The organism is Deinococcus multiflagellatus, from assembly GCF_020166415.1.
Lineage (GTDB): Bacteria > Deinococcota > Deinococci > Deinococcales > Deinococcaceae > Deinococcus > Deinococcus multiflagellatus.
The window spans coordinates 392,310-418,524 of the sequence record NZ_JAIQXV010000003.1; the positions used below are offsets into that span (position 1 = coordinate 392,310).

General features: G+C 70.0%; 20 protein-coding genes and 3 pseudogenes. 10 read left to right on the forward strand and 13 right to left on the reverse strand.

Annotation, left to right across the window (positions count from 1 at the left end; genetic code table 11):
- Positions 1-12 precede the first annotated feature (12 nt).
- On the reverse strand, positions 13-1,593 hold the full coding sequence (locus K7W41_RS06945) for a GMC family oxidoreductase (RefSeq protein WP_224606126.1): 1,581 nt from the start codon (positions 1,591-1,593) through the stop codon (positions 13-15).
- A 58-nt stretch (positions 1,594-1,651) separates the two neighbouring features.
- Between K7W41_RS06945 and argJ the strand changes: the two genes are divergently transcribed.
- The 4 genes from argJ to K7W41_RS06965 all read left to right on the forward strand — a co-directional run bounded on the left by argJ (position 1,652) and on the right by K7W41_RS06965 (position 6,161).
- The gene (gene argJ / locus K7W41_RS06950; protein WP_224606128.1) at positions 1,652-2,806 is read left to right on the forward strand and encodes a bifunctional glutamate N-acetyltransferase/amino-acid acetyltransferase ArgJ; all 1,155 of its coding nucleotides are present in this window, start codon (positions 1,652-1,654) and stop codon (positions 2,804-2,806) included.
- Positions 2,807-3,087: 281 nt separating this feature from the next.
- A complete protein-coding gene (locus K7W41_RS06955) occupies positions 3,088-4,890 on the forward strand; it encodes a hypothetical protein (protein ID WP_224606130.1) in 1,803 nt (600 codons plus the stop codon).
- The gene (locus tag K7W41_RS06960; protein ID WP_224606131.1) at positions 4,887-5,270 is read left to right on the forward strand and encodes a hypothetical protein; all 384 of its coding nucleotides are present in this window, start codon (positions 4,887-4,889) and stop codon (positions 5,268-5,270) included. Before K7W41_RS06955 ends, K7W41_RS06960 begins: the two co-directional genes overlap by 4 nt.
- 138 nt (positions 5,271-5,408) lie before the next feature.
- Positions 5,409-6,161: a tryptophan-rich sensory protein gene (locus K7W41_RS06965; RefSeq protein ID WP_224606133.1), complete on the forward strand. Its 753-nt coding sequence runs from the start codon at positions 5,409-5,411 to the stop codon at positions 6,159-6,161.
- Positions 6,162-6,460: 299 nt separating this feature from the next.
- Here the strand turns inward: K7W41_RS06965 and K7W41_RS06970 are convergent, their stop codons facing one another.
- From K7W41_RS06970 to K7W41_RS07000, 7 genes and pseudogenes are all read right to left on the reverse strand, one after another.
- Positions 6,461-7,084 (reverse strand): hypothetical protein, encoded by a 624-nt coding sequence (locus K7W41_RS06970; protein WP_224606136.1) that lies wholly within the window; start codon positions 7,082-7,084, stop codon positions 6,461-6,463.
- 2 nt (positions 7,085-7,086) lie between these two features.
- Entirely contained in the window at positions 7,087-7,638 is a 552-nt protein-coding gene (locus K7W41_RS06975; RefSeq protein ID WP_224606139.1) for a GNAT family N-acetyltransferase, read from the reverse strand.
- A gap of 92 nt (positions 7,639-7,730) precedes the next feature.
- On the reverse strand, positions 7,731-8,156 hold the full coding sequence (locus K7W41_RS06980) for a diacylglycerol kinase (RefSeq protein WP_224606140.1): 426 nt from the start codon (positions 8,154-8,156) through the stop codon (positions 7,731-7,733).
- Entirely contained in the window at positions 8,149-8,616 is a 468-nt protein-coding gene (gene ybeY, locus K7W41_RS06985) for an rRNA maturation RNase YbeY (RefSeq protein WP_221089886.1), read from the reverse strand. Before ybeY ends, K7W41_RS06980 begins: the two co-directional genes overlap by 8 nt.
- A 215-nt stretch (positions 8,617-8,831) precedes the next feature.
- Positions 8,832-9,188 (reverse strand): annotated as a pseudogene (locus K7W41_RS06990) (PhoH family protein); the annotation flags it as partial.
- Between the two features lie 279 nt (positions 9,189-9,467).
- A pseudogene (locus K7W41_RS06995) lies at positions 9,468-10,295 on the reverse strand (LAGLIDADG family homing endonuclease); the annotation flags it as partial.
- Positions 10,284-10,961: pseudogene (locus tag K7W41_RS07000) on the reverse strand (PhoH family protein); the annotation flags it as partial. The pseudogenes K7W41_RS06995 and K7W41_RS07000, both read right to left, overlap by 12 nt.
- Before the next feature lie 228 nt (positions 10,962-11,189).
- Here K7W41_RS07000 and aroE point away from each other — a divergent pair.
- The 6 genes from aroE to K7W41_RS07030 all read left to right on the forward strand — a co-directional run bounded on the left by aroE (position 11,190) and on the right by K7W41_RS07030 (position 21,138).
- Positions 11,190-12,050, forward strand: a complete 861-nt coding sequence (gene aroE / locus K7W41_RS07005; protein ID WP_224606142.1) for a shikimate dehydrogenase — start codon at positions 11,190-11,192, stop codon at positions 12,048-12,050.
- A complete protein-coding gene (locus K7W41_RS07010) occupies positions 12,047-15,346 on the forward strand; it encodes a CHASE domain-containing protein (RefSeq protein WP_224606143.1) in 3,300 nt (1,099 codons plus the stop codon). The genes aroE and K7W41_RS07010 overlap by 4 nt, the downstream gene beginning before the upstream one ends.
- Positions 15,343-16,632 (forward strand): hybrid sensor histidine kinase/response regulator, encoded by a 1,290-nt coding sequence (locus K7W41_RS07015; RefSeq protein ID WP_224606145.1) that lies wholly within the window; start codon positions 15,343-15,345, stop codon positions 16,630-16,632. The genes K7W41_RS07010 and K7W41_RS07015 overlap by 4 nt, the downstream gene beginning before the upstream one ends.
- A gap of 3 nt (positions 16,633-16,635) precedes the next feature.
- The gene (locus tag K7W41_RS07020; RefSeq protein ID WP_224606147.1) at positions 16,636-17,058 is read left to right on the forward strand and encodes an OsmC family protein; all 423 of its coding nucleotides are present in this window, start codon (positions 16,636-16,638) and stop codon (positions 17,056-17,058) included.
- 371 nt (positions 17,059-17,429) lie between these two features.
- Positions 17,430-20,396: a tetratricopeptide repeat protein gene (locus K7W41_RS07025; protein ID WP_224606149.1), complete on the forward strand. Its 2,967-nt coding sequence runs from the start codon at positions 17,430-17,432 to the stop codon at positions 20,394-20,396.
- 256 nt (positions 20,397-20,652) lie between these two features.
- On the forward strand, positions 20,653-21,138 hold the full coding sequence (locus K7W41_RS07030; protein WP_224606151.1) for a hypothetical protein: 486 nt from the start codon (positions 20,653-20,655) through the stop codon (positions 21,136-21,138).
- A 47-nt stretch (positions 21,139-21,185) separates the two neighbouring features.
- On the opposite strand, the gene K7W41_RS07035 is transcribed toward K7W41_RS07030, so the two are convergent.
- The 5 genes from K7W41_RS07035 to K7W41_RS07055 all read right to left on the reverse strand — a co-directional run bounded on the left by K7W41_RS07035 (position 21,186) and on the right by K7W41_RS07055 (position 26,118).
- Complete coding sequence (locus K7W41_RS07035) at positions 21,186-22,511, reverse strand: hypothetical protein (RefSeq protein WP_224606154.1); 1,326 nt, start codon at positions 22,509-22,511, stop codon at positions 21,186-21,188.
- Positions 22,512-22,598: 87 nt separating this feature from the next.
- The gene (locus K7W41_RS07040) at positions 22,599-22,832 is read right to left on the reverse strand and encodes a hypothetical protein (RefSeq protein ID WP_224606157.1); all 234 of its coding nucleotides are present in this window, start codon (positions 22,830-22,832) and stop codon (positions 22,599-22,601) included.
- Positions 22,833-23,177: 345 nt separating this feature from the next.
- Positions 23,178-24,080, reverse strand: a complete 903-nt coding sequence (holA, locus tag K7W41_RS07045) for a DNA polymerase III subunit delta (RefSeq protein WP_224606159.1) — start codon at positions 24,078-24,080, stop codon at positions 23,178-23,180.
- Entirely contained in the window at positions 24,071-24,883 is an 813-nt protein-coding gene (locus K7W41_RS07050) for a serine/threonine-protein kinase (RefSeq protein WP_224606163.1), read from the reverse strand. The genes holA and K7W41_RS07050 overlap by 10 nt, the downstream gene beginning before the upstream one ends.
- A 365-nt stretch (positions 24,884-25,248) precedes the next feature.
- Complete coding sequence (locus tag K7W41_RS07055; protein ID WP_224606166.1) at positions 25,249-26,118, reverse strand: alpha/beta hydrolase family protein; 870 nt, start codon at positions 26,116-26,118, stop codon at positions 25,249-25,251.
- Between the last annotated feature and the right edge of the window lie 97 nt (positions 26,119-26,215).

Consider the following 26,215-nt stretch of genomic DNA (forward strand, 5'->3'; position numbering starts at 1 on the left):
CGCTCGTCCTGGCTACAACGCCGCCGCCACAAAGCCGGCTGCCCGCGCCCCAATCATCATGGCTGTGGCGTTCGTATTGGCGTGGATGATCCGGGGCATCACGCTGGCGTCGCCCACCCACAGGCCCTGGGTGCCGCGCACCGCCAGAAGGCGGTCCACCACGGCCCCGTCGCCGTCGCCCAGGGCAGCCGTGCCCACCGGGTGGTACAGCGTGGCGCATTCCTGGGCCACGAAGGCACGCAGCGCCGCTTCACTGCGCACCCCCTCGCCGGGCAGCACCTCGGCGCCGCGCAGGCCGCTGAGGGGCGGGGCCGCCGCAATCGCGCGCGCCTGCCGCACCCCTTCCACCAGACTCTGCCGGTCGCGCTCGTCGGTCAGGTAGGCCGGGTCCAGCACGGGCGGCGCCAGTGGGTCGCGCGAGGCCAGCGTCAGGCGGCCCCGGCTGTGCACATCCACCAGCACCGGCCCCACCGAGAAATGCGCGCCGGGTGCGGTCTGAAACCCGTGGTCGCGGAAGTAGGCGGGCCCAAAATGAAACTGAATGTCCGGGTCCTCGTCGGCGCGCAGCCCCGGGCGGGCGTGGGAAAAGGCGGCGGCCTCGGCCACGTTGCTGCTCAGGGGGCCGCTGCGGTTCCAGGCGTAGCGGGCCAGCGCGGCGGCGGGCGGGCCGCTGTCCAGCGAGGGCACCAGGGACCGGGTGATCACCGGCACCGCGAGGTGGTCCTGCAGTCCCGCCCCCACGCCGTCCAGCGCGACCCTCACCGGAATGTTCAGGCGGCTCAGCTCTGCCCGGGGCCCCACGCCCGAGAGCATCAGCAGTTGCGGGGTCTGCAGGGCCCCGGCGGTCAGCAGCACGCCGCCCGCCGGGGCGTCCAGGGTGCGGCCCTGCCAGCGCAGGCGCACGCCCGCGGCGCGGGTGCCGTTCCACAGCAGTTCCAGCACATGGGCGCCCGTCAGCACCGTCAGGTTGGGGTGGTGCAGCACCGGCTTCAGGAAGGCGCGAAAGGCGCTGTAGCGCTCGCCGCCCCGGTGGTTGCTTTCCAGCAGGCCCGCGCCCGCCAGTTCGCCGCCATTGAAGGTATCGGCCGCCCGCAGGCCCAGCCCCAGCGCCGCCGAGGCCACAAAGGCGTGGCTCAGGGGGTGCGACTGCGTCCGCGCGCCCACCGGCATCGGGCCGCCCTGGCCCCGGGTGGGGGAGGCGGGGCCCCGGTAATCTTCCAGTGCGCGGAAGGTGGGCAGCACCTCGGCCCAGGTCCAGCCCTCGCCCCAGGAGTCAAAGTCGCGCTTTGAGCCGCGAATCCAGATGGTGGCGTTAATGGCGCTGCTGCCGCCCAGCACCTTGCCGCGCGGCCAGTAAAACGCGCGCCCGGCGGCGTGCGGCTGGGGCACGGTGGAAAAATTCCAGTCCACCCGCGTGCGAAAGAGCTTGGAAAAGGCCCCCGGCGCGCGGATCAGGGGGTGGGTGTCGGGCCCGCCCGCTTCCAGCAGCAGCACCCGCAGCCCGGCGTCCAGCAGCGCGCGCGCCGCCACGCACCCGCCGGACCCGGCGCCCACCACCACCACATCTGCCTGCCCCCTGCTGCCTGTTGTCATGTGCGGCGAGTATAGACGGGGGGCGCGCTGCCCGGCCCTGGCCGCTACACTTCCCCGCATGAGCCTGACCCTTCCCACCGGCTTTACGGCCGCCGCCCTGGCCGCCGGAATCAAGCCCAGCGGCAAGACTGACCTGAGCGGCGTGGTCTCCAGCCACGACTGCACCTGGGCCTTTTCGGGCACCCGCTCCACCACCGCCGCCGCCTGCGTGGGCCGCAACCGCGCGCTGTACGCGGCGGGCGGGCCTGTGCGCGCCCTGCTGGTGAATGCGGGCAACGCCAACGCTGCCACGGGCGCGCGGGGCGAGCGCGACAACGCCGACATGGCCGATGCCTTTGGCAGCGTGCTGAACGTGCCCGAACAGGCCGTGCTGACCGCCAGCACCGGCATCATTGGGCACCTGTTGCCCATGGACCGCCTCCTGAGCGGCATTGAGCACCTGTCAGACGACCTGCAACCGGGCGCCGACCTGTTTGCCAACGCCATCATGACCACCGACACGCGCCCCAAGACCGCGCAGGCCACCCTGAGCACGGGCGCGCGCATCGTGGGCACCGCCAAGGGCAGCGGCATGATTCACCCGGACATGGCGACCATGTTCGCCTTTGCCTTTACCGACGCCGCCGTGGAGAGTGGGGCGCTGCGCGCGGCGTTCCCGGCCATTGTGAACCGCACCTTCAACGCGGTCACCGTGGACGGCGACACCAGCACGAACGACATGGCCGCCGTGCTGGCCAACGGGCAGGCGGGCGAGGTGCCCCTGGCCGAATTCCTGGCCGCCCTGGAAGGCGTGATGCGCGACCTTGCCCGGCAGATTGCCGCCGACGGCGAGGGGGCCACCAAACTGCTGACCGTGCAGGTGCAGGGGGCCCGCACCGAGGCCGAGGCCCTGGCCGCCGCGCGCACCTGCTGCGTGTCCCCGCTGCTGAAAAGCGCGGTACACGGCAACGACCCCAACTGGGGCCGCGTGATCATGGCCGTGGGCCGCAGCGGCGCAGCGGTGGACATTGCCCGCCTGAAGGTGGGCGTGCAGGGCCAGCCAGTGTTCGCGGGCCAGCCCCTGGCCTACGACGCGGCGGCGGTGAGTGAGAGCATGAAGGCGAAAGAGGTTGTGTTCACCGTGGACCTGGGTGTGGGCGAGGCCACGGGCGAGGCGTGGGGCTGCGACCTGAGCGCCGAATACGTGAGCATCAACGCCGAATACACCACCTGAGCGCAGGGGAGAGGTGGAGAGCTTGAGACGCGCGTAATCTGGAACCCCGACGCCAGAAAGCCAGGAAAAAGCGTTCGACTTCCGGTGGAGTCAGAGCCTGAAAACGCCTGCCGGGTGGCACAGGAGAAGTGGCTCGGTCAGCTCAGAATCGCTCGAATTCACTCACCTCGTATGCCAGATTTGGCTTGAGGAGGTGACGTGTGACGACGACCCCACTGCGCGCCCGAACGCCCGCCCAGAGCCCGTCCACTGCGGCGGCCAGGCCCGCCAGTCCTGCCCCTGTGTCCCTGGCCAAGCCGCAGAAACCGGCTCAGCAACTCACCAATACCCTGACCACCGCGACCCGGGCCGCCACGGAGCAGACCCGGGTTGCCCTAAAGAAAGTCAGCCGTCCCAATGAGGCCCTTGCCAATGAACTCCTGCATCAGAATTACGCTGTTGCTGTGGCGGGCAGCGCCGCTGTCAAGGCTGGGCAGGTGTTCGGGCCTTCCGGCACCAAACAGATTCAGGCCATCAATCAGGCGTTGGCAACGGCTTTCCTTCAGCCGGCAGGCCGAACAGCCAACATCGAGGACCTCCGCGATCTGGCCCGTTACCGGACGCAACTCCTGGCTGATCTGACCGATGCCGGGTCCAATCCGGCCCGCAGAGCTGAGGTGAAGGCCAAGTTGGCGGCGGCCTATGCGCTGGCCCAAAAGGCGGCCGTCAGTACGGGCCGTGAGAAGGCCGGAGCGCTTTATGCCTTGCCCCAGGCCGTGGTGCCTTACAAAGTGTGGTCTGCCACGTACAACGAAACGGCCCTGAATCTGGCCGTGACGGGTTCGACCCGTCAGGTGAAAACCATTGGTGACACGCTGAGCCATGACATGCTCGGCTCCGGTGTGGGTGAGTTGCCGGCACTGGGCGCCGGTATCGTTGGAGCGGTCCTGGGTATCCGGGCGATGAATCGCGCAGGTGGACCCCGAGCGCAGCCCCAGGGTGGTGCCCAGCCACTGCCCCAGCGAGGCACACCAGCGCGCCCAGCCAGTGAAACGGGAACGCGCAGTGAGTACGAGCAGGCGCAGCAGCAGGCCAGGGCCAGCGCGTACAAATACGACGCCAAAAAGGTCACTTCCAACCAACTCTTTCTGGACGTGAATCCTAATGTCCGAACAGGTGAAACCCCACAGCAAGCCGCCGCGCGGGTGCAGGCCGCCAATGCTGAACTGCGCGCGCGGTTTCCCAAGATTGGTCAAGTGGACGGCCTGCTCAAAGATGTGCGCCCACATGTGGTTGGGAATGACTTCCTGGCGCGTGCAGAACGAGGTACAGGCGGGCAGATCAGCTTGCAAACGGGAAGTGCTGCCAAGCTGACGATTCCGGCACCCAGTGGCGTTGTGGTCGAGCCTATTCCAGGTTCAACGGGAAAACCCATAGGCCGCTTTGAGTTCTATAACACCCCTGGTGGACCCCGCAGCGGTTTTCTTTCTGGCCCAGGCACCATCCTGCCATCAAGTGGTGGATACAACATCAAGTTTCTGACCGAGATTGGCAAAACCCCGCAAAATAGGCCCAAATATGGAGAGGCGGCCCAATGGAAGGCAGGGACGGAGTTGCCTGAGGGCTACCGCTATCAGCTCGTGCCCGGTGACATGAAGAATAGTGGCTTCTCTGGAGGCCACTCCACGGAGGCATGGAATCAAACTCTCAGAACATACGGCGACCAGATAAATATCAATAAAGCGGCGACCAAAAGCATCTCCTACAAAACCTCTCCTATTGGAAATCTTGATACGGCCAGCCAATACACGTATAGCTTCGGTGGTCGTGCGGTGAAGCAGCCCAAAACAGTTGGCGGTTCTGCGAAAACCCTAGAAGCTTTAGAACCAGCTATAGCGAATCAGGTGGGAAAATTTTTAGATGCTAAGCCAAGCCTTGTAGGCAATCAGGTTATTGTTGTGAAAATACCTGTCTTGAATAGGTCAAATAAAACAATTATGCTTCCTATTGACGTCCGTATTGTTCGAGACCCAGCTACTGGTACCTTAGAAATAAAGAGTTGGTATCTAAATGCGAATGCGTTTAATATCGGGAGTCTAAAATGAGTTTTAGAGAAGTGGAGTTCAAAAGCGATGGTTCGTACGTCATATCAGATGACCCCGACAATGTACTTTATACATTCATCTCGGCTGTAATATATGATCTAACACGCGAAGATTCTGGCGAGGTCTTAGACTTTATGAAGTCCTTCGAACCTATGGGTGAGGGCTACTCCGTTTATGAACTTGGGGGTGCATCTAGAGTTACTTATGCGCCTACACCTGACGACCCTGAACCCCAAGCAGAGGACGAGTGGAAAGTGAGCGTAGATTGGCCATACAAGTCAATCTTCATATCAGGCGATGAGTTGCGGCACCTCTTCCGACAGGTCATCACCGGCTTGTTGCCGCGCCACCCAGAACTGGCCGCCGTCTATGACACCTGAGGTAAACCCCAATTGTCGCGTGCACTGCCTCCGCGCAGTCGGCTTGGCAATGTATGGATCAACCCTCAAGAACCCCTAAAGGTGCGAACGTTGCCGATCTGACACCGCCCCGGCCCCGGCGCTGCTTACCGTGACCCCATGACTGGAACCGCGCGGCAGATCACCCTGGTCCTGGCCACCGTGCTGACCCTGGTGATGAACTACCTCAGCAACGCCCTGCCCCTGTTCGGCAACAGCAACAAGGAGGTCAGTGACTCGCTGCCCAACGCCTTTACGCCGGCTGGGCTGACCTTCGCGGTGTGGGGGCCAATCTTCCTGGGGCTGCTGGTGTTCGCCGTGTATCAGGCGCTGCCTGCCCAGCGCACGGCGCGCTATGACCGGCTGTTCTGGCCATTTCTGCTGGCCAACCTCCTGAACGTTTCCTGGCTGCTGGCCTTCCAGAGCCTGAATATCGCCCTGAGTGTTCCCATCATGCTGGCGCTACTGGTCAGCCTGATCTGGCTGTACCTGACGGTGCGCGGCCTGAAGCCCCTGGGCGCCGAGGCCCTGGCGCTGCAGGTGCCGGCCAGCCTGTATCTGGCCTGGATCAGCGTGGCGACCATAACGAACATCACCGCGTTTCTGGTCAGCATCGGGGTCACGGGGGGCGCCCTGGGCCTCAGCGCGCAGCTGTGGTCGGCCCTGCTGGTGGTGATCGCCGCCGTGATCGGGGTGTTCTTCCTGGTGCGCTTCCACGACTACGCCTTTGCCGCTGTGCTGCTGTGGGCCTTTTACGGGGTGTATGTGGCCCGCACGGATACGGCCACCGTGGCCCTGGGCGTGCTGGTCGCGGCGGCGCTGGTGGTGCTGGCCGGGCTGGCCAGCCTGCGGGGTCGGAAAGCGGCGCTGTAACTCCGGTCCTTTCTCTGGCCCCCTCTGTGATGGAGGGGGTTTTTGCCTGTGGGTGCTGAAGAGAGGTGCGGGGTCCAAGAACGCTTGCCTTTGCCGCCCTGGATGGGGTTGCGGCCCTCTTCGGCTTCCTTCTTTGCTGGGACGGACGCGCTGATACGGACTGCCATTTCCGGACCGTCAAGGGAAGAGCAGGAGGTTTCCCCTCTTCGACGCTGTTCCAGCCCACTTCCCGGACAGCTGCCGCTTCTCCTTCTTTAGTCCGCTGCTGTGCAAGTCCCTCTGGCCGTTGGTCGGACGTATCAGTCCCAGTCCCAGGTGCGCCAGTCGCTGGGCTGGGCCTCTGGCTGACGGCGGGCCTTGGGGGCGGCGCTGTCTGGGTGCGGGTACCAGGGGTAGGCCGCCGCCAGCGCCTCGTCCAGGCGGCGGCGCAGCAGCTCGGCCAGGGCCGCGCGCTCGCGCTCGCTGAGGGGCGCCAGGGGCACGGCCAGATGGTCCAGCACGGCGTCCAACTGTGCCAGATACGGCGCGCGGGCTTGGCGCACCGCGCCCCTGCGCAGCGGTTGGGGCTGCACCACCGGCACAAAGGACGCCGCCGCCGCTTCCAGGGCCTCGGCGCGGGCCTGCGCGCGGGCGGCCCGGGTGCGTTCGGCGCGTTCGCGGGCGTCGGCGGCGCGGGCCTGGGCGGCCAGAAAGGTGTCCTGACGCTCCACGTCCAGCACCCGGGCTTCCTCGTACAGCTTGACGGGCGGCAGGCGGCGGCGCCCCATCTTCAGGCCGTTGGGGCGCGTCTGGTCGTGCTCGCCCAGAAAGCGGCGAATCAGCGCGGGGGTCCAGCCCCGGTCCTTCAGGTCCTGGGTGGCCAGAAAGCCCGGGGGATTGATGGGGGGCCCCTCCTTGGCGCGGGGTTTTTGCGGGCTGGCCACCGTTACCCCCCTCCACCCGGCCACTCGCGGCGCAGCAGGTCCAGCCGCACGCTGTCGTGGCGCTCGCGGCCCACCAGCCGCGCCTCGCGCACCCGCCCGGCCTCCTGAAAGCCCAGCCGCTGCGCCGCGCGGAGCATGCGCGTGTTGCCGCTCCAGGTGGTGAAGGTCAGCACGTGCGCCTCGGTTTCGTCGAGGGTGGCCTGCACCCACTGGCGCAGCGCCGCTGTGCCCAGCCCCTGGCCCCAGTGGGCCGGGTCGTAGATCAGCACGCCCAGGTCCCACCAGCCGCCGCCCGCCGGGTCCTCCTCGGCGCGGTTGACCATGCCAATGCACTGGCCGCCCAGGTCAATCACGCGCTCGTGCGGGCTGGGGGGCGTCTCGGCCAAGCGCTCGGCGTACCGCTCCAGGGCCTCTGTGGTCTGGGCCGCGTGAAAGTACGGCGCGTCCCACTGGCGCCATTCGGCCGCTGGGTCGGTCAGCCAGCGGCGCAGCACGCTCAGGTCACGCGGGCGGCGGCCCCGCAGGGTCAAGGCAGGAACACTCACGCCGCGCATGCTGCCATATGACCCCGGGGCCGGACTGTACGCGCGCCTTGTGGGGCCGGCTCTGTGCTCCGGGTGGCTGGCTCTGCCGACATCCACCGCTGTCACGGCAGCAGGCGCAGCAGCGGCGGCCCAAAGGTCACAGCCCCCACCACCAGCGCGCTCAGGCTGGCCAGCAGCACCGCCGCTGCCGCCGTGTCCTTCGCAATTCTGGCCAGCGGATGAACCTCTGGGCTGGCCAGGTCCACCAGGGCTTCTAAGGCCGTGTTCAGCAGTTCCAGCCCCAGCACCAGCCCGCAGGCCAGCGCCACCGGGGCCAGCGGCACCCGCAGCGCCAGCCCCAGGCCCAGTGCGAGCACGGCCGCCCAGCATTCAATACGGAAGTTGGCCTGGTGCCGGTAGGCGTGCCTTACCCCCGCCCAGGCGTACCCCGCCGAGCGCACAAAACGCCGCCCACTCAGGGCCGAGCCGCCTGCCGGGCGCTCTGGGGGCCGCTCCGGGGAGGGCCGCTGTGGCCGGGGCTCAGACACCCGCAGGCAGGGCCGAGCGCGCCGCGTCCCAGGCGCCGTGAAACACCGCCCAGTCCTCGCCCGTGGCACCTTCTTCAAAGCCCAGGCCCTCGGCGTGGGGGTGGTCGTGTCCCACCAGATGGGTCAGGCCGTGGCTGGCCAGCAGCGCCACTTCTCTCGTCAGGCTGTGCCCGCGGGCCTCCGCCTGCCGCGCGGCGGTGTCCAGGCTGATCACAATGTCGCCCAGGTGCGGCGGCATGAAGGGGTCACCGGGCTCCCAGGTGGGAAAACTCAGCACGTCGGTGGCGGCGTCCTCGCCCCAGTGCTCGCGTTTCAGGGCGCGGATGGTGCGGTCGCCCACCAGCACCACCGTGACCTCGCGCTCCTGCACCCCAAAATGGCCCATCACGGCGTCCAGGCTGGCCCGCAGGGCCGTTCGCAGGCCCGCCGGCGGGGTCTTGCGCACGATCAGGTCAATCACAGGCGCCAGTGTACGGCAAGGAAGAAAGCTGGGGTGGGCGGCAGAAAAGAGGCTCAGTCTGCTGGGGTGCCTCGGCCGGAGGGCAGCAACTTGGTGACGCTCCCGGCACACTCCGGCATAAGCGTCATTGGGGTGCGTCCAGGCCCCCAACAAAGGCAGGACCCCGGCGCAACGCAGCAACCGGGGCCCCTCCATCAACGATCAACCGTCACCCTTTAACGCACTGGATCGCCTTCCGCCTCCGGAATGCTGGCAAATTCGCCCCGGCGCGCGGCGCGTTTGTCTTCCTCGGCGTCCTCGGCGGCTTCGTAGGCCTTGATGATCCGGCCCACCAGGGGGTGGCGCACCACGTCGACCTCGGTGAATTCGTGCCACGCGATGCCCTCAATGCGGCTGAGCACCCGCTTGGCCACCGCCAGACCACTGGTGATGTGGCGGGGCAGGTCAATCTGGGTCACGTCGCCCGTGACCACGACCTTGCTGGAAAAGCCCATACGGGTGAGGAACATCTTCATCTGCTCGCCCGTGGTGTTCTGGGCTTCGTCGAGAATGATAAAGGCGTCGTTGAGCGTGTTGTGCGTCACGACAAAGTGCTCGGTGACGTACAGCGCGTCCTCGGCGGCCACCCGGATGCACTGCATGGGCGCGCGCCCCACCTTCTCTATGGCTGTGATAAAGCGCATCGGGCGGCCACCGCCGTGTTCGGCGTAGCGGTCGGCCTTGCGCTTCAGGCGGAAGGGGGCCACGCCGGCGGGCAGGCGGATGTCCAGCACATGGGCATCGTGGCGGTAGGCCACAGGGCGCCCATCCGCCAGCCCCGGGGTGCGGCCTTCGGCGGCCCGCACCCGGCGGTGGACCACGCCACCCAGCGACTGCACCAGTTCGGTCACGTCGTCGGCCAGCTGGGCCGAGGTGGTGGTGTACTGCACCCGGCAGGAGCGGCCCGCCTGCGTCACCGGGCCGCCATCCGTGTCCAGCAGGCCCTGCAGCACCGCCAGGCGGATGGCCGGCGCATTGTGCTTGTACACGGCGGGCACGAATTTCTGCGCCGAGGTCTTGCCGTCCAGCCCCAGGGTGCGCAGGGCGGTGGTCACGGGGTTGGCGATGCGCTGCCCACCGCGCCCGCCGGCCGTATGCCGCACGGTGTAGTCGTAGCGGTCTTTGTGCGCCAGGGCCAGCACGGGTTCGGGGGCCTGGTCGTTCAGGGCCACTTCCAGGGCCTGCACCAGTTCGGGGTCGGCGCTGGAAAAACCGGGTGTGGTGGCGCAGGTCGTGCAGCCGTCCCCCAGCAGCAGGCCCAGGGCGTAAGGCTCCAGCGGCACGGGCTGTTCGGGGAACGAGGCCGGGCCGCTCAGCAGGGGAATTTCGTAGCGGTGCTGGTGGGCCGTCTTCAGGTTGCCCATCATCTCGCGCGTTTCCAGCACGCGCCCGGGGCGGCCCCGCCGCTTGTCCGAGGGCGTGTGGACCGTCCACAGGTGTTCCTCGCAGCACTCCACGCTGACCCCATCGCTGAAGGTCACGCGGTACACGTCCTTGTCGCCCTGGGGATAGATGCCCACCACGCGCGTGGGGCGCCCGTCTGAGCCGATGACATGGTCGCCCACTTCCAGACTGCCCATCTCGCGCCAGCCCAAAGGCGTGAGCACCTGGCTGGTCAGCGGCTGCGCCCGGCCACGCATAAAGGCCAGCGGCGCAATCTCAATGACCCCGCTCGTCAGGTAGGACTCGAACTTTTCCTGGTCCAGCATGTCCTGCAGGGCGTCGTACAGCGGGCGCAGGTAGGGGTCAATCTTGGCCTGCAGGTCGCCGGGCAAGAAGCCCAGTTTCTCGCCGGCCTCCACCGCCGGGCGCGTGAGGATAATGCGCTTGACCTTCTTGGCCTTCAGGGCCTGCACCGCCATGGCCACCGCCATGTAGGTCTTGCCGGTCCCGGCCGGGCCCACCCCGAAGGTGATGTCGCTCTTGTCAATGCTTTCCAGGTACAGCTTCTGCCCGGGTGTTTTGGGCTTCAGGCCGCGCGGCAGGCTCAGGCCGCTGACCTGGGTTTCCTGGGCGAGGCTGCGGCCCTCGCCACTTAGGCGGGCGGCGCGCAGCAGGCTGTCGGGGGTCAATTCGCCCCCCGAGCGCACCACGTCCAGCGCGTCGCGCACAAGGCGTTCGCCCTGCTGCACATCGGCGTCGTCGCCCGTAATGGTCACGGTTTCGCCGCGCGCCACCAGTTTGGCCTTGGTGAGTTCGCGCATGCGGCGCAGGTTGGCGTCGTTGGGGCCCAGCAGCGCGTAGGCCTCGCGGGGGCTTTCCAGGGTAATGGTGGCGGTGGCGCCGCCTTGGGGCTGCTGCGTCAAATGATCTCCAGTCGTGCCAAAGCACAGCCCTTCCCCGCCGTGCTCGTGGGGAAGGGAAGAGGGGCGTGGGGCATCAAGGGTCGGCTCTCATTCTGAGAAAGCCCCCGGGGGGCTGACGTGTGCGGGTGCACAATTGGCCGCCAAATGCGCCAGATGAAGTATTCCTCTGCGCCGCTTGGCGCAGAGGGCAAAGGGCCGCTGCCGGCCCCAGGTGAGTAGACTGGGCGCGTGAACGTGCCGGACGCCGCCGCCCCTTTGCACGCCTACCTGTTTGCTGACCCCGCCGCCCATTCGCTCTCGCCCCGGATGCACGCCGCTGCCTTCCACGCGGCGGGGCTGGGCGGCACCTACGAGGCCCGGCGGGTCCCGGCGGCCGAGTTGGGCGCGGCCTTGGCCTCGCTGCGGGCCCCGGGCGTGCTGGGGGCCAACCTCAGCCTGCCGCACAAGGAAGCGGCGCTGCCCCTGCTGGACGACCTGAGCGCGGCGGCGCGGGCCATTGGCGCGGTGAACACGGTGGTGCACCGCGACGGGCGCCTGCACGGCGACAACACCGACGCCCCAGGGCTGCTGGCCGCACTGGACGACGCGGGCTTTGACTGGACACCGGGCGCGCAGGCAGTGGTGCTGGGGGCGGGCGGCGCGGCGCGGGCAGCGGTGTATGCGGCCCTGGTGCTGGGCGAACAGAAGGTCTGGGTGGTGAACCGCACCCCGGCGCGGGCCCAGGCGCTGGCCCAGAGCTTTCCGGCGCCTGACCGCCCGGTGGCCGCCGCCCCCGCCGCCGACGTGCCCTGGGCCGAGATCTCGCTGGTGATCAACGCCAGCAGCGCGGGCCTGGACGCCCCGGACCAGACGCCGCTGGACGCCGCCTTTCTGGCCCGGCTGCCCGCTCACGCCCTGGTGTACGACATGGTGTACAAGCCCCGCGATACCCGCCTGATGCGCGACGCCCGCGCCCTGGGCCTGAAAGCCGAAAACGGCCTGGGCATGCTGGCCCACCAGGCGCGGCTGGCTTTTGCGCAGTGGACGGGGGCCGAGGTGCCCGTGTCGGTCTTTGTGGAGGCCCTGGGCGCGGACGGAGTGCCGGCATGAACGCCCTGCGCCGCGCCTCGGCCCCAGTGATGGTCATGGCGCTGGTGTTGATCCTGACCATGGTGATGGCGCTGGTGACGTGGGTGTTTACCCGCGAGCAGCAGCGCAGCCGCTTTGAGCGCGAAACGGATGTCTACACCCAGGCCCTGCGTGACCGCGTGCTGGTCTATGAGCGGCTGCTCGAAGCCACCCGCGCCGACTGGCAGGCCCGTGGGCGGCCGGTCAGCGAAGCGGTGTTCGCCCGCTACGTGCAGGGTGTGGACCTGCCGGGGCGCTACCCCGGGGTGCAGGCGGTGGGCTACGCGGCGTGGGTGCCGGTGGGGGCCACCGGCGCGCTGCAGGCGCAGTTGCAGGCGGCCGGGGCGCCCGACGCCCGGGTGCGCCCCGCCCAGACGGCGCAGGCCAACCGGGCGGTGATTGCGCTGATCGGGCCGTCGAATGCCCAGAACCTCGCGGCGCTGGGCTACGACATGTACAGCGAGCCGGTGCGCCGCGCGGGCTTTGACGGCGCGCGGGCCCAGGGCCGCGCCCAGGCCACGGCCGTGGCGCAACTCGTGCAGCGCGACGAGCAGGGCCGGCGGCTGCGCGGCTTTCTGATCATGCTGCCGGTGTGGCGCGACCCCGAGCGGCGCGCCGACTTGCAGGGGTTTTTGTACGTGGCGGTGCGCGCAGACCGCTTCTTGCAGGACCTCACCCCACTGCAGGGCGGGCGCCTGCTGGTGGACGTGCGCCTCGCCGGACAGCCGCTGAGCGCCGCGCCCCCGGACCTGCGCGGCCAGAGCTTCCGCGCCCGGAACACGCAGGCGCTGGTGGGCCAGAACTGGGAAATGCGCTTTGGGGCTGGGCCGGGGTTCGGGCGCGATCTGGCGGCTTTTATTCCGGCCCTGGTGGCGCTGACGGGGTTTCTCATTGCCGGGTGTTCCTTTCTGCTGGTCAAGGCGCAGGTGGACGCCCGCGCCCGCGCCGAGGGCCTGAATGTCTCGCTGGCCCAGGCCCGCGTCCGCCAGGAGCAGGCCCGCGCCGAGTTCGAGGCCATCTTTCATGCCATGCAGGACGCGGCGGCCTTTACCGACACCGAGGGCCGCATCCGCATGGTGAACCCGGCCCTCAGTGCCCAGTTCGGCGTGTCGGCCGACACCTTGGCGGGCCAGCGGCTCTCGGCGCTGCATGCCGACCGGCGCCTGGACAGCCGCGCCACCTTTCAGGCGCTGACCACCCCCTACGTGCGGGGGGACGGCACGCAGTTTTACGGCGAAACCCAGCGCTCTGAGGTGCGTGACCCCGGCGGCGAGCGCCTGGGCCTGCTGGAAGTGATCCGCGACGTGACAGACCGCGTGGCGGCCGAGCGCGCCCTGCAGGCCGAGGAGCGGCGCTCGCGCAGCGTGCTCAACGCCATTCCGCATATCGTGCGCGTGAGTGAACCCAGCGGCGAGGTGAGTTTTGTCAACCAGCAGCACCTCAGTGCCCTGGGGGCGGGCGACCTGGGCGAGCACCTGCACCCCGAGGACCGCGCCCCCTACACCGAGATGTGGCGCGGGGCGGTGGCCAGCGAACAGGGCGCGCAAACCGAGGCCCGGCTGCGCCTGCCGGGCGGTGAGCGCTGGTTTGTGCTGAAGGTGGCGCCCATTTCGGATGACGGCGGGCGGGTGACCGGCTGGGTGACCACCGCCACCGACATCCACGACCGCCTGCAGGCCGAGCGCCTCGCGCAGCGCAACGAGGAGCGTTACCGGGGCGTGATTGAGGGCATGCCGCAGATCGTGTGGCTGGCCGACCCTTCCGGGCAGGCGCTGTACTTCAACCGCCAGTGGAACGCCTACGTGGGCGAGGCGCAGGCCGACGCCGGCTTTGTGCAGTTGCTGCACCCTGATGACCGCGAGGACTACGCCCGGCGCTGGGCCACCGCGCTGCGCGCCGCGCGGCCGTTTGAAGCTGAACACCGCCTGCGCGGCGAGGGCGGCACCTACCGCACCTTTGTCACGCGCGGCCTGCCGGTGCGGGGCGCCGAGGGCCGCGTGATCGAGTGGGTGGGTACCAGCACCGATGTGGACGACTCGGTGTATGCCGAGAACGCCGCGCGGCTGCTGGCCGACGTGACCGAGCAGCTCACCGCCCGCAGCGAGGAAGGCGCGCAGCTGCCCACCGACCGCTACCGCGCGGCCCTCACGCGCCTGGGCCGCTTTGTGGACAGCGGCGCCCTGTGGACCGTGCGCCCCACCCGGTTGCTGGCGGCGTCCTCGTCGGGGGCGATGTGGCTGTCGCCCGCCTTTGAGGCGTTTGCGGCCCAGGCCACCGAGCAGGTGCTGGCCACCGAAGACCCGCTGTTTACCGACCGCGACCCGGCGCTGCTGCGGGCCGGCGCCACGGGCGCGCTGTTCTATCCCCTCATGGGGCGCGGCGGGCAGCTTGAAGGCGTGCTGGGGCTGCTGTACCGCCAGCCCATCACGAACCGCGACTCGGATCTGGCCCAGGAACTCGCGCAGCGCTTTGGCTCGGCCCTCAGCAATGACCGCCTGCAGGAACGGGTGCTTGCGGCGCAGGCGGACCTGCAGCAGCTCAACCAGTCCCTTGAAGAGCGCGTGGCCCAGCGCACCCTGGAACTGGAGGCGGCCAACCGCGAACTTGAAGCCTTCAGTTACTCGGTCAGCCACGACCTGCGCACGCCGCTGCGGCACATCGTGGGCTTTGCCGACCTGCTCACCAAGGAGGTGGGTGAGGGCCTGAGCCCCAAGGGCGGGCGCTACCTGGGCGTGATCCGCGAGTCGGCCGGGCGCATGAGCCAGCTGATTGACGACCTGCTGAGTTTCTCCCGCATGGGCCGTCAGGAGTTGCGCCGCGTGCCGGTGAACCTGCGCGACCTCGTGCTGGGCAGCTGGAAGGCCCTGGAGCCTGACCGCCAGGGCCGCGAGGTGGTCCTGGACGTGCCCGGCGTGATGCCCGTGGTGCACGGCGACGAGGCGCTGCTGGAGCTGGTCTTTACCAACCTGCTGTCCAACGCCCTGAAATACACCCGGGGCCGCGACGTGGCGCGCATCTGGGTCTCGGCCCAGACGCAGGGCGACCAGGTGACCATTGCGGTCCGTGACAACGGCGTGGGCTTCGATCCCCGCTACGTGGATAAACTGTTTGGCGTGTTCCAACGTCTGCACCGCGCCGAAGAATTTGAGGGCATTGGCATTGGCCTGGCCAATGTGCGCCGCATCGTCACGCGCCACGGCGGCACCGTGAGCGCCGACGCCCAGCCCGGCGAGGGGGCCACCTTCACCGTCACCCTGCCCCTGGGGGCGGGCGCATGACGGACGCCGCCCCCAGCCCCGGGTTGCCCGGCACCGAACTGCCCGGCGCCAGCGGGGTCCTGTGTATCTTGCATCTGGAAGACAACGAGCTTGACCATGAACTGGTCACCATGCACGTGGAGGGCGAATTGCCCTGGCCGGTGCAGATCACCCGCGTGGAGGACGAGGCCGGCTTTCTGGGCGCGCTGGAGGCCCAGCCTCCCCACCTGATTCTCAGTGACTTTGCCCTGCCCAGCTACGACGGCCTGAGCGCCTACCGCGCCGCGCACGCCCGCTGGCCCAACGTGCCCTTTATCATCGTGACCGGCGCCATGGGCGAGGAAACCGCTGTGGACACGCTGCGTGAGGGGGTCACCGACTACATCCTCAAGCAGCGCCTGGAGCGCCTGCCCAGCAGCATCCGCCGCGCTATGGCCGAGGTGGAGTCCCGGTTGCAGCGCGAGCGCGCCGAGCGCGAGATCCGCGCGCTGAACGAGAACCTCAGGGCGCGCCTGGACGAGGTGGAGCGGCTGCGCAACACCGCCGAGCGCCAGAGCCAGCGCCTGGAAATTCAGGCCCGGCAGCTGGAAGAGGCGCTGAACCTGCAAAAGACCTTTCTGGCCGAAACCAGCCACGAACTGCGCACGCCCCTGACCGCCCTGCACGGCTACCTGCGCCGCGCCGAGCGCGAGGCCGGCGGCTCGCAGGTGCTGCAAGACGCCCAGCGTGTCGCGGAAAACATGACCCGGCTGGTCAACGACCTGCTGCAGCTGTCGCGCGGTGAACTGGTGCAGAGCATCGAGATGCACTTCATGAACCTGGGCCAGCTGCTGCGGCAGGTGGGCCGCGACTACGGGGTGGCCGCCCCCGAAAGCACCTTTGAGATCGTGGGCGATCCGGGGCGCCTGACCCAGGTGTTCGTCAATCTGGTCACCAACGCCATCCGCGTGACGGGCAACGCCGATCTGGTGCGGCTGGAAATCGAGCCGCGCCCCGGTGAAGTCGAGGTGCGGGTGGTGGACCAGGGCCCCGGCGTCCCGGACCATGTGAAGCCCAAGATCTTCGACAAGTTCTACCGGGGCAAGGAGGCGGGCTCGGCCGGCCTGGGCCTGACCATCGCGCAGCAGGTGGTCACGGCGCACGGCGGCACCATTGACGTGGTGGACACCCCGGGCGGCGGCGCCACCTTCCGCGTGCGCCTGCCCCTGCCCGAAGAGGACGAGGAAACCGGCCTGGAGGACGCGGCGCTGCAGGACCCCGAACTGGACACCCTGGCGGACGCGGGGCCCGGCAGCGCGCTAGCGTAAGGCATGAAAAAGACCCTGAACGTGACCTGGCTGGGCGAGCAGCGCTACCTGGGCGTGAGCGAGAGCGGCCACCAGCTCCTGATTGACAACAGCGCCGTGAAGGTGGGGGTTTCGCCCATGGAGGCGCTGCTGGGTGCCCTGGCCACCTGCACCGCCTACGATGTGGTGGAGATCATGCAAAAGCGCCGCACGCCGCTGTCGCGCTACCGCATTGAGGTTGAAGGCGAGCGCGCCGAGACCACCCCGAAGCGCTACACGCACATCACCGTGCGCCACATCGCCAGCGGCCCCGGCATTACAGAAGAGGCCCTGCACCGCGCCGCGCACCTCAGCCATGAGAAATACTGCTCGGTGGCCGCCTCCATGAACAGCGAGATCGTGGTGGAAACGCGCGTGGAGACGGAGGAGACCGCCCCCCCCGCCTGAGAGCGGTCCTCCGTTCCGCCAAGGGAAGGAAAGCGCCCCTCAGCGCCACGCCAACCGCTGTCTGTGGCGGTCACTCGCTGCGCTCGCCCCAGATGACTTGAAAGGTTCGCCCTTCAGGTCATCTGGGGACCGCTATGAGCGAAAAGTGGTGGGGAAAGAGAGCGGCCGGCCAGCGCCAGCAATTGGCAGTGCCCTGCCGTGGCCCCTGGGCAAGCCTGGCCGCCGCTGTACCTTGTGCGGGCTCGCCCAGGGCTTGCCTGTGCACCAGGCTCACCCACGGCGACAGGCGCGGTACGACTTTGTGACTGACCGCACAGTACACTGGAGGTCCCGGTGGCCGGTGTCTGTGCGCCTCACCAGGGAAAGCCTCCATGCCGCACGCTTCTGCCCATCCTGCTGTGCCGCGCCCCCTGCGCGGTGAGTTGCCTCGCCCCGCCCTGCTGCGCGCACTGGCGGACCCGGACGTGCAACTGCTGGCGCTGGTGGCCCCCAGCGGGTACGGCAAAACCACCCTGCTGGCCCAGCATGCCCGGCAGACCGCGCGCACGGCAGCGTGGCTGACCCTGCAGGCCGACGAAGCCGAGGCCGACGCGCTGGAAGAGGCGGTGGCCGGGGCCCTGGAACAGGCTTTGCCGGGCGGGCCGCTGACCCACTGGCGCGCCGCCCGGCCGTCCCAGCGCTCGGCCGCGGCCCGCGCGCAGGGGCTGGCCCGCGCCCTGGACAGCGCCGAGGGCAACCTCGACCTGATTCTGGACGGCACAGACGTGCTGCAGGCCAACGCCGGGCGCTGGCTGGACGCCTTTGTGGCGGCGCTGGGCGAGGGGCACCGGCTGCTCCTGAGTGGGTGCGAGGCGCCGCCCGTGGCCCTGCCCCGGCTGCTGGCAGCGGGCGCGGCGCGCGTGATCGGGCCAGCAGAACTGGCGTTCAGTCCCGAGGAAGCCGCGCAGTATTTCGCCGGTCGCCGGGCCGCGCAGGCCCCAGAGGAAGCGGCGCGCGCCCTGGAAGGCTGGCCCGCCGGGCTGGCGCTGGTGGCCAGCGGCGCCGCGCCCCTGCTGAGCCCGGATGATCTGGTGCGCGATGTGCTCGGCCGCCTGCCGCCAGAGCTGCGCGCCCGCCTGCCCGAAGCCGCGGTGGCCGAGGTCTGGAGCGAGGAACAGCTGGCGCAGCTGGGGGCCGCGCTGCCGCCGGGCTGGCTGCGCGAGGCCCGGCGTGCGGGCCTGCCCCTGACCCCGCTGCCGGGCGGGGCGGCGCGGCCTCACGGGGTGGTGCGCCGGGTGTTGGAACAGGAGTTGCGCCAGCGCCCAGAACGCCACGCCCAGCTGCACCGCGCCGCTGGTCAGCAGGCCGAAGCCGACGGGGACCCTCTGCGCGCCCTAGGCCACCACCTGCAGGCCAACGACCTGGACAGGGCGCTGGCCCTGGCCGAAGCGCTGGTGGCGCGCTACGAGCGGCGCTGGGAAGCCAGGCTGGTGCGGCAGGTGATCGAGCAGCTGCCCGAAGAGCGACTGTCGCCCCAGCTGCGGCGGGCCTGGGGGCAGGCCCTGCTGGAAACAGGGGAGGCCGCACGCGGCGAGGCCCTGCTGCGGGCCCTGCGGGCGGAAGGCCACCGCGACCGGCGGCTGCTGTTTGCCCTGGCCACGCTGGCGGGGCGTGCGGGCCGCTTTGCCGAGCAGCTGGCCCTGGCCGAGGAAGGGCTGGCCCTGGCGGGTCCCGGCGAGTCCACGCTGTCCCTGCGCCGCCTGCGGGCCAGCGCGCTGCTGGGCACCGGGCAGATTGAGTCCGGGTTGGTCGAAGCCCAGGGGGCTGCGGCCCAGGCCGAAGCCGAGGATGACCTCGTGGAACTGGGCGGGGCTCTGACCTTGGTGAAGACTGCTTACGTGGCCCTGGGCCAGCCCCTGGACAGTGAACGCACCCTGCGCCGGGGCCTGGAAGTGTACGCCGCCCTGGGAATGCCCCACCGGGCCCTGCCCCTGCAGAACGATCTGGCCTGTCTGCTGCAGGCACAGGGGCGACCCGAAGAAGGACTGGCACTGGCGCTGGAGGCCCTGGCCCAGGCCCGGCAGGACGGCGGCGTGATCGTGCCCCTGCTGCAGGGCACGGTGGCCGACCTTTACCGCGCCCTGGGCCGCTTTGCCGAGGCGCTGCCGCTGTACGAAGAGGCGCTGGAAGGCTGCGCCGCGTTCAAACTTGACACCCTGCCGCCCCTGCTGTGGCCGGGGCTGGCCGAAGCGGCGCGGCGCAGCGGTCACCGCGCGCGCGCCGAGGAGGCCCTGGACTGGGCGCGGCATCTCTCGGCACACGGGGCCAGTGAATCGGCGCAGCAGCTGGCGCTGTGCGAGGGCCTGTTCGCCTGGGCGCAGGGGGACACCCAGGCCGCCGGGGCGCACTTTGAGGCGGCGGCGCAGGCCCGTGCGGCGCTGGGGGTGCGGGAGCGGGCCCTGGCTTACCTCGCGGAGCGCTCGGCGCGCGCTGGCACCCTGTCGGACGCCCAATTGGCCCCGCTGCGCCGCCACGTCCAGGCGTTACCTCATGGGGGGCTGCTGCGCGCCGATGTGGACGAACTTCCCCACCTGCTGCAGGCCTGCGCGGCGCGCGGCTGGTTGGGCGAGGCTGCCCCCGCGCCTCAGGTCAGCCCCCCGGAACAGCCCGCGCTGACCCTGGAGGTGCAGACCCTGGGCCGCCTGCAGGTCAGCCTGGGCGGCCAGCGGTTGCGCCTGCCGCGCATGCGCTCCGGCGAGATTCTGGTGTGGCTGGCGCTGCATGGCCCCAGCACCCGCGAGCAACTGGTGAACGCCCTGTGGGACGGCTCGGCCGAGCGGCGCCACGGCGAGCATTTCCGGGTGGCGGCCCGGCAACTGCGCTGCGCGCTGGCGGCCCACCCGGCGGTGGACTTTAATCCCCTGCCCTTTGAACAAGGGGTGTATCAGCTGTCGGCGCGCTTGACCGTGGCGCTGGACTGCACGCTGGCGCGCTGGGCCCTGCGCAGCGGCGACCCTGCCGATCTGCGCCGCGCCCTGGAGGCCTACGGCGGGCCCTTCCTGCCCCAGCAGGAGGCCGAGTGGGTGCAGGCGCGGCGGGCCGAGGTGGCCGGCGATACCCTGGCCGCCGCCCTGGCGCTGGGTGAGTGGGCCCAGACCAGCGACCCGGAACTGGCGCTGTGGGCTTACGGCCGCGCCGCCGCGCTGGAGCCGCTGCATGAGGGGGCCCAGCGCGGTCTGCTGCGCGCGCACCGGGCTCTGGGGGAACACGCGGCCGCCGCCCGAGCCTACGCCCACTACGCCCAGCGCCTGCGCGACGAGGTGGGTGACGAGCCTGGATTTTCCCTGGCCCAGGTGTGACAAGGATTCCGGTTTATCAGTTATGGAAGAACTGATGAACCGACCAGAGGGACTCGCAGAGTTGCGCAGCAGAGGAGGAAAAACGGTGACGGAGAGGTGTGGAAGCACCGAAGCGACGCGGAGGGGCTGGAACGGATCATCCGGAAGCCGTATGAAGGCCCGTGTGCCTGGGCGGCTTTGTTCCTGTCTTGTCCCTGCCCGCGCGGCAAGGTAACCCCGAGCCCGGCCGAACCCGGCAGTCCCCAAAGGAGTGAACATGACCATCAAGAACCCCGCGCTGTGGCTGGCCCTTGCCCTGAGCCTCTCTGCCTGTGCCGATCAGGCCCCCCAGACCCCGGGCCCTGAGGCCTCGGCGCCCCCGGCTCTGCAGGCCAGTGCCATCACCGTCTGCCCACCCCAGTGCGGTCAGGGGCTCAGCTACCGCGCGGCCCTGGACCAGCTGCACTCCGCCCAGCCTTTCAAACCCGACTCCGGGGTCATCATCGTGCCCGATGGCGGCACGATGAACGCACGCAGCACGCTCAGCCGCCTGCCCGGATCGGTGCTGTCCACCCTGCGCCAGACCCTGTCTGAGGGTGCCTGGGACGCCCCGGAGAGCGAAGCGGCCCGGCGCGAGGGTTTGGCGGCGCTGACCACCTTCCTGTTGTCCGCCCGCGCCACCCTGGTGGACGGTGAGGCGCAGCTGGTCGCCACCGGGCAGCAGGTGGCGAACCTGTACACCGTGCTCTCTGGCCTGAAGTAGAGGAGACTGGGGGCCGCTGCATCAGCCGCAGCGGCCCCACAGCTGTCTTACCGCTGCCAGATCACGTTGCCATTGTGGTACACGACCAGATTGCCATCCACCTGCACGGCCAGGGCGGCGCCCGGGTATCCGCCCGTGCCCGTTTCCCAGATCTTCTGGTTGCTGGCGTTGACCATCACCACGTTACCGTCGCTCTGCATCCGCAGCTGATGCCCGCGCCCGGCGGTGTTGGTGGTCCACAGGGCGCCCGCCGGCCCGTACAGCACGAGGTTGCCGTCCCCCTGAAAGCACAGGTGGTACCGGCCGTCGCTCGAGCTGATGCAGTCGTCGGTGGCGGTCATGCCCTCGCCGCCCGTCAGCAGGTCGTCGCCGTCGTGGCGGCCAGGGGGTGGCGGAGGCGGGGGCGGCGGTGTCCCGGCCGGGCGGTTACTCCACAGCACCTGCGACCCCTGGCGCAGCAGCAGGCTGCCGTCGTTCTCAATGGCCAGCCACACCCCCGTGCGGCCCTGGGTGCCGGTGTGCCACAGGGCCTGGTTCCCGGTGCCGTAAATTACCAGATTGCCGTCTCCCTGCATGACCAGTCGGTGCACCGGCTTGCCGTAGGTGCCGGTGGGCACCACGCGCGGGCTCACGCCGGGGCTGTACACCACGAGGTTGCCGTCGGCCTGCATGGTCAGGCGGTGCTGGCCGTTCAGGGAATATACCGAATCGTTGGTGGCCATCAGGCCCTCGCCGCCGGTCAGGTCGCCGTTGCCGCTGTGGGTCACGGTGGGCAGCGGGGCCGGCGGCTGGGGCGCGGCCACGGCTTTGGAGCGCAGCAGGTCGTACTCGCCGCCGTATTCCACAATCGTGTAGCGGCCACCTGCCAGCTTGCGCAGCGTCCGCTCCGAGCGGATGGCCTTGCCTGCTGAACCGTTTTCCTCGTAGGCCACGAACATGCGGTCGTTGGGCTTGGTGGCGTCGGCGGCGGTGCGCCAGCCCACGAACAGCACCACATGGCCGTCGTTGCCCGTGCGGGGGTTGTTCACGGCGTCGCCGGGCTGCAGGTCGTCATAGCCGATCTTGTCGGCGTAGGCCGGCAGCGTGGCGGTGTTGGGCCCGCCCCAGGTGCCGGCGGTGCTCAGGCCCCAGGCCATGCTCACCATGCCCGAGCAGTCCTGGCGGTAGCCCTGGTACAGCGAGGTCTGGCTGTAGGGCACGTGGGCGGCCACCCAGGCCTTGGCGCGCTCCACGATCTCGGCGCGGCTGCTGATGGCCTGGGCCTGAAGGCGGGTGCTGGCCGCCAGTTCCGGCATGGCCGGCAGCGGGGCGGTCTGGCTGCACGACACGAGGGCGCCCGCCCCCAGCAGCACAAAAGTCAACAAACGGCACATGTTCAAAGGACCACTCCTGAAGAGAAGAAGGAAGGGGGCAGGAGGTAGGGGGCGACTCTCCTGGTCGTCGCCCCCTCGATTCCCGGCTCAGATGGCGGTGATGTTGCCCTGAGTGGTCGCCCCCTCGCCGGCCTCGGTGCTGGGGGCCCTGTGGCGACCCCCGGGGCGCGTGATGACACCGGGCGCTTCGGGTTCGGCCTCGACCACGCTGGCGGTGACGGGCAGCGCCGTGCGTTTGGGCGCGCCGCCCGCCCAGGACTGGTAGGAAGCGAACGCGGAACCGGACAGCAGCAGAGCGGCGAGCACAACGACTTTTTTCATGGGAATCCTCCGGCTGCGCCGCGCTGCTGCTCCGCTCTGGAGCGCAGGTGGGCCGGCGCAGGGGTCTGGTGAAGCTGCACCGACCTTAGCCAGGGGGGTGGAACAAGCCAGGAACAGGCTGTGGGTGTTCCTGGCGTCGCCGCAGGAACAGACCAGCAGGAAAGGGCCAGCGATCTGCGCGCTGGCCCCTTGCGTCCTCTTCAGACAACTGGCCGTCCTTCCCTGGACCCGCTGGGCAAGAATGGGAGGGGTCCTGCCTCTGGCACTGCTCCAGCCCTATGCCGGGCATTCCGCCGCGTGTCTTTGTCCGCGCCGCCCTGCACCTTTCCCTGGTTGGCTGCCGACTTACAGGCTTAGGCCCACGATCAGACGTTCCAGCACGGTGGCGGGGTCCTGGCCGCGCTTCATGGCGAGGTCGGCGCCCAGAATGCGCTCCAGGTGCACGCGGATTTTCGCTTCGTTCAGGCGGCGGGCCACCTCCAGCGCCTTTTTGGCCGGGTAGGGCTTGACCCCCAGGCGCTGGGCGGCGGCCTGTTCGGTCACCCGGCCCTCTTCCTGCTGCAGGGCCACGCAGCGCGCCACCAGGCTGTATTGCCACACCACCGCCCCCAGCAGTTTGAAGGGGTCCTCGCCGCCCGACAGCAGGCGCCGCAGCTGCGTGACTGCCTCGCCGGTGCGGCCGGTGGTGGCGGCCCCCAGCATGGCAAAGCTGTCGCCGGGCGGCTCGCGGCCCACCACGCCCGCCACGACCTCGCGGGTCAGGGGGCCGTCCAGCAGGGCCAGCTTGTTCAGCTCGCCCGCAATCCCGGCGAGGTCCGGGCCAAACACCTCGGCCAGATAGGCGCTGGCGGCCTTGTCCAGCGGCAGTTTCTGGGCGCGGGCGCGGCCCACCACCCACCCGGTCACGTCGCCGGGCTTGGTGGGCGCGGCCGAGGCCACCACCTCACCCCGGGCGCTGTACAGCTTCTGGCGGGTGGCGGGCGGGGCCTCGTCCAGCAGCGCCACCGTGACGGGCGCCCCGGCCAGGGCTTCGAGCAGCGCCTTGTCCGGCTTGACCCCGCTGAGGTCCACGATCACGCCGCCGTCGCCAAAGAGGCCGGGGCTCAGGTGGGGCCCCAGCGTGTCCAGGGTCACGTCGTCGCCGCCCAGCCGGGGCAGGGTGCGCGGATCCAGGCCCCGGGCGCGCAGGGTGGCCTGCAGGGTTTCCTCGGCCAGAAAGGGGTGCCCGGTAAAGACGATCAGGGGCACAGGTCCTCCGGCACGGGGGGCAGGCCCAGTTCGGCGCGCGCCGCTTGCAGGTCGCGCAGCATCTGCCGGGCGCTGGCTGGGCGGTCGTCCGGGTCGCGGCCCAGGGCGGCGCGCAGCAGGCCATGCAAGGCCGCCGGGCCGGGCAGCGCCGCGCGGCGGTCATGAATGCCGGCCAGCCAGCCCAGGGCGTCCTCGTAGGGGGGGGCGCCCGCCAGACAGTCGAACAGCAGCACGCCCGCCGAGTACAGGTCGCTGCGGGGCTCGCCGCGCAGGCCCAGAAACTGTTCCGGGGCCATGAAGTGCGGGGTGCCCATGCGCGTGCCGCTGTGAATATCCAGCGGCAGGTCCCGGGCGTGGCTCATGCCGAAGTCGATCACGCGCACGCTCTGGGCGCTGGGCTCGCCGCCCGCCAGCAGCACGTTTTCCGGCTTGAGGTCCTGGTGCGTGACCCCACGCGCGTGCAGGTGCGCGGCGGCCATCAGCACCCCGGCCGTGACCTGGGTGGCCTCGTCTGCGCCCAGCGGCCCGCCCAGGTCCAGGCGCTCGCGCAGGGTGCCGCCCGGTACGAAGGGAAACAGCAGATGCCGGGCCGTGCACAGTAGAGGCGAGACGATCAGCGGGCAGGCCACCCGGCTCGCCACCTGCCCTTCATGCAAAAAGCGCGCCTGCAGGTCGGGGCTGTCACTCAGCAGGGTCTTGACGAACACGGTCTGTCCGCGCCACAGGGCCCGCTCGCCGCGCACGCCGCCATGCTCGGTCAGCGCTTCGCGGGCCTGCAATTCGGCCGAGAGGTCGGCGCTCATGCGCGCGGCCCAGGCCCGGCCGCTGCAGCCGCCGGCAGAGGCGGAAGAGCAGAACTTGGCAGACCGGCGCCTTGCCAGCGGGTTGGGGGCGCAGATGAAAAGCGGAACACGTTCACTGGTGCCCAGTCTTTCACACTCGCGCCCGGGGCGCACCCGTGCTGGAGGCCATCAGCGGCTCATGCGGCGGCAGGGGAGAGGAAGGCGACAGCGGCGCTGGTTGGCCCAGCGGGAAGGCGTGAGGCGCGGCGGGAGAGACAGCAGCTTGGGCGGCTTGTGGCCTGGTCTGGCTGGTCCTGGGCCGGCTCGCCCAGCCCAGGGGCAATGACGTTCCAGGCCATCCTCTCCGCTTCATGCTCCACCGGCCCTCAGCGGCGGCCCAGGTCGGTGGGCGGCAGTGGGGTGCGGCCCTGGGCCTCGAAAAAGGCGGCGAGGCGCGCGCCCAGTTCCGGGGTAAAGCGGTTGGCGCCCAGATGCGCGCCGCCCAGCTGCACCAGCACGCTGTCGGGGCGGCCAAACACCGCCAGCAGCCGGGCCGCATTGGTGGCCTGCGGCACCGTCTGATCGTCCGGGCTGGCCACCGCAAACAGCGCCTGACGCGGGGCCACAGCGGCGGCGGCCAGCGGATTCAGGCGCGGCCCGGGTGGGCCGCCCAGGGCGTAGGCCGCCTGAATCTCCTGGCGGCGGCTCAGGGCCGTGCCGTAGGCCTGCTCCAGGTCCACCCAGGCGTCTATGAGGGCCACGGCGCGCACCGGGTACGGCGAACCGGGCAGGGCCGTGCGCAGGGCCATCAGGCCGCCCATGCTCAGGCCCAGGGCGAAGGTCTGGCCGTTCCAGGGGAACAGGCGTGTGGCCGCGTGGTGCACCGCGCCCAGTTCGGCCAGCGCCGCCGGGCTGCCCCAGGTGGTGGGCCCGCCGTCACTGCTGAGCAGCACAGCAAAGCCCGCGCGCAGCAGGGCGCCCGTCAGCACCGTCATCTGCGGGCTGTCGCGCAGGCGCTCGGCGGTTTGCCCGCGCGGGTGCGACACCACCACCAGCGCGCAGGGCCGCAGCGAGCAACTGGGCGGGGTCTGCAGCAGTGACGGCGCGTCGGCGCGGCCCAGGGTGATCCAGGCGGACGCTGCAGGCGCCGTGGGCATGCCCGCACCATGCGGCAGGCTGGCGGCGCGGGCCGGCCCCAGGGCGCCCAGCAGCAGGCCGGCCAGGATCACAGGCAGCAGGACAGCAGTGCGCTTCACAGAGCTGCACTGTAGCGCCTGAAGCGGGCGGCAGGCGGTGGCTCCCGGGAGACCGGGACCACCCGGAGACGGCCCCGACCAGCCAGGGTGTGCGGCT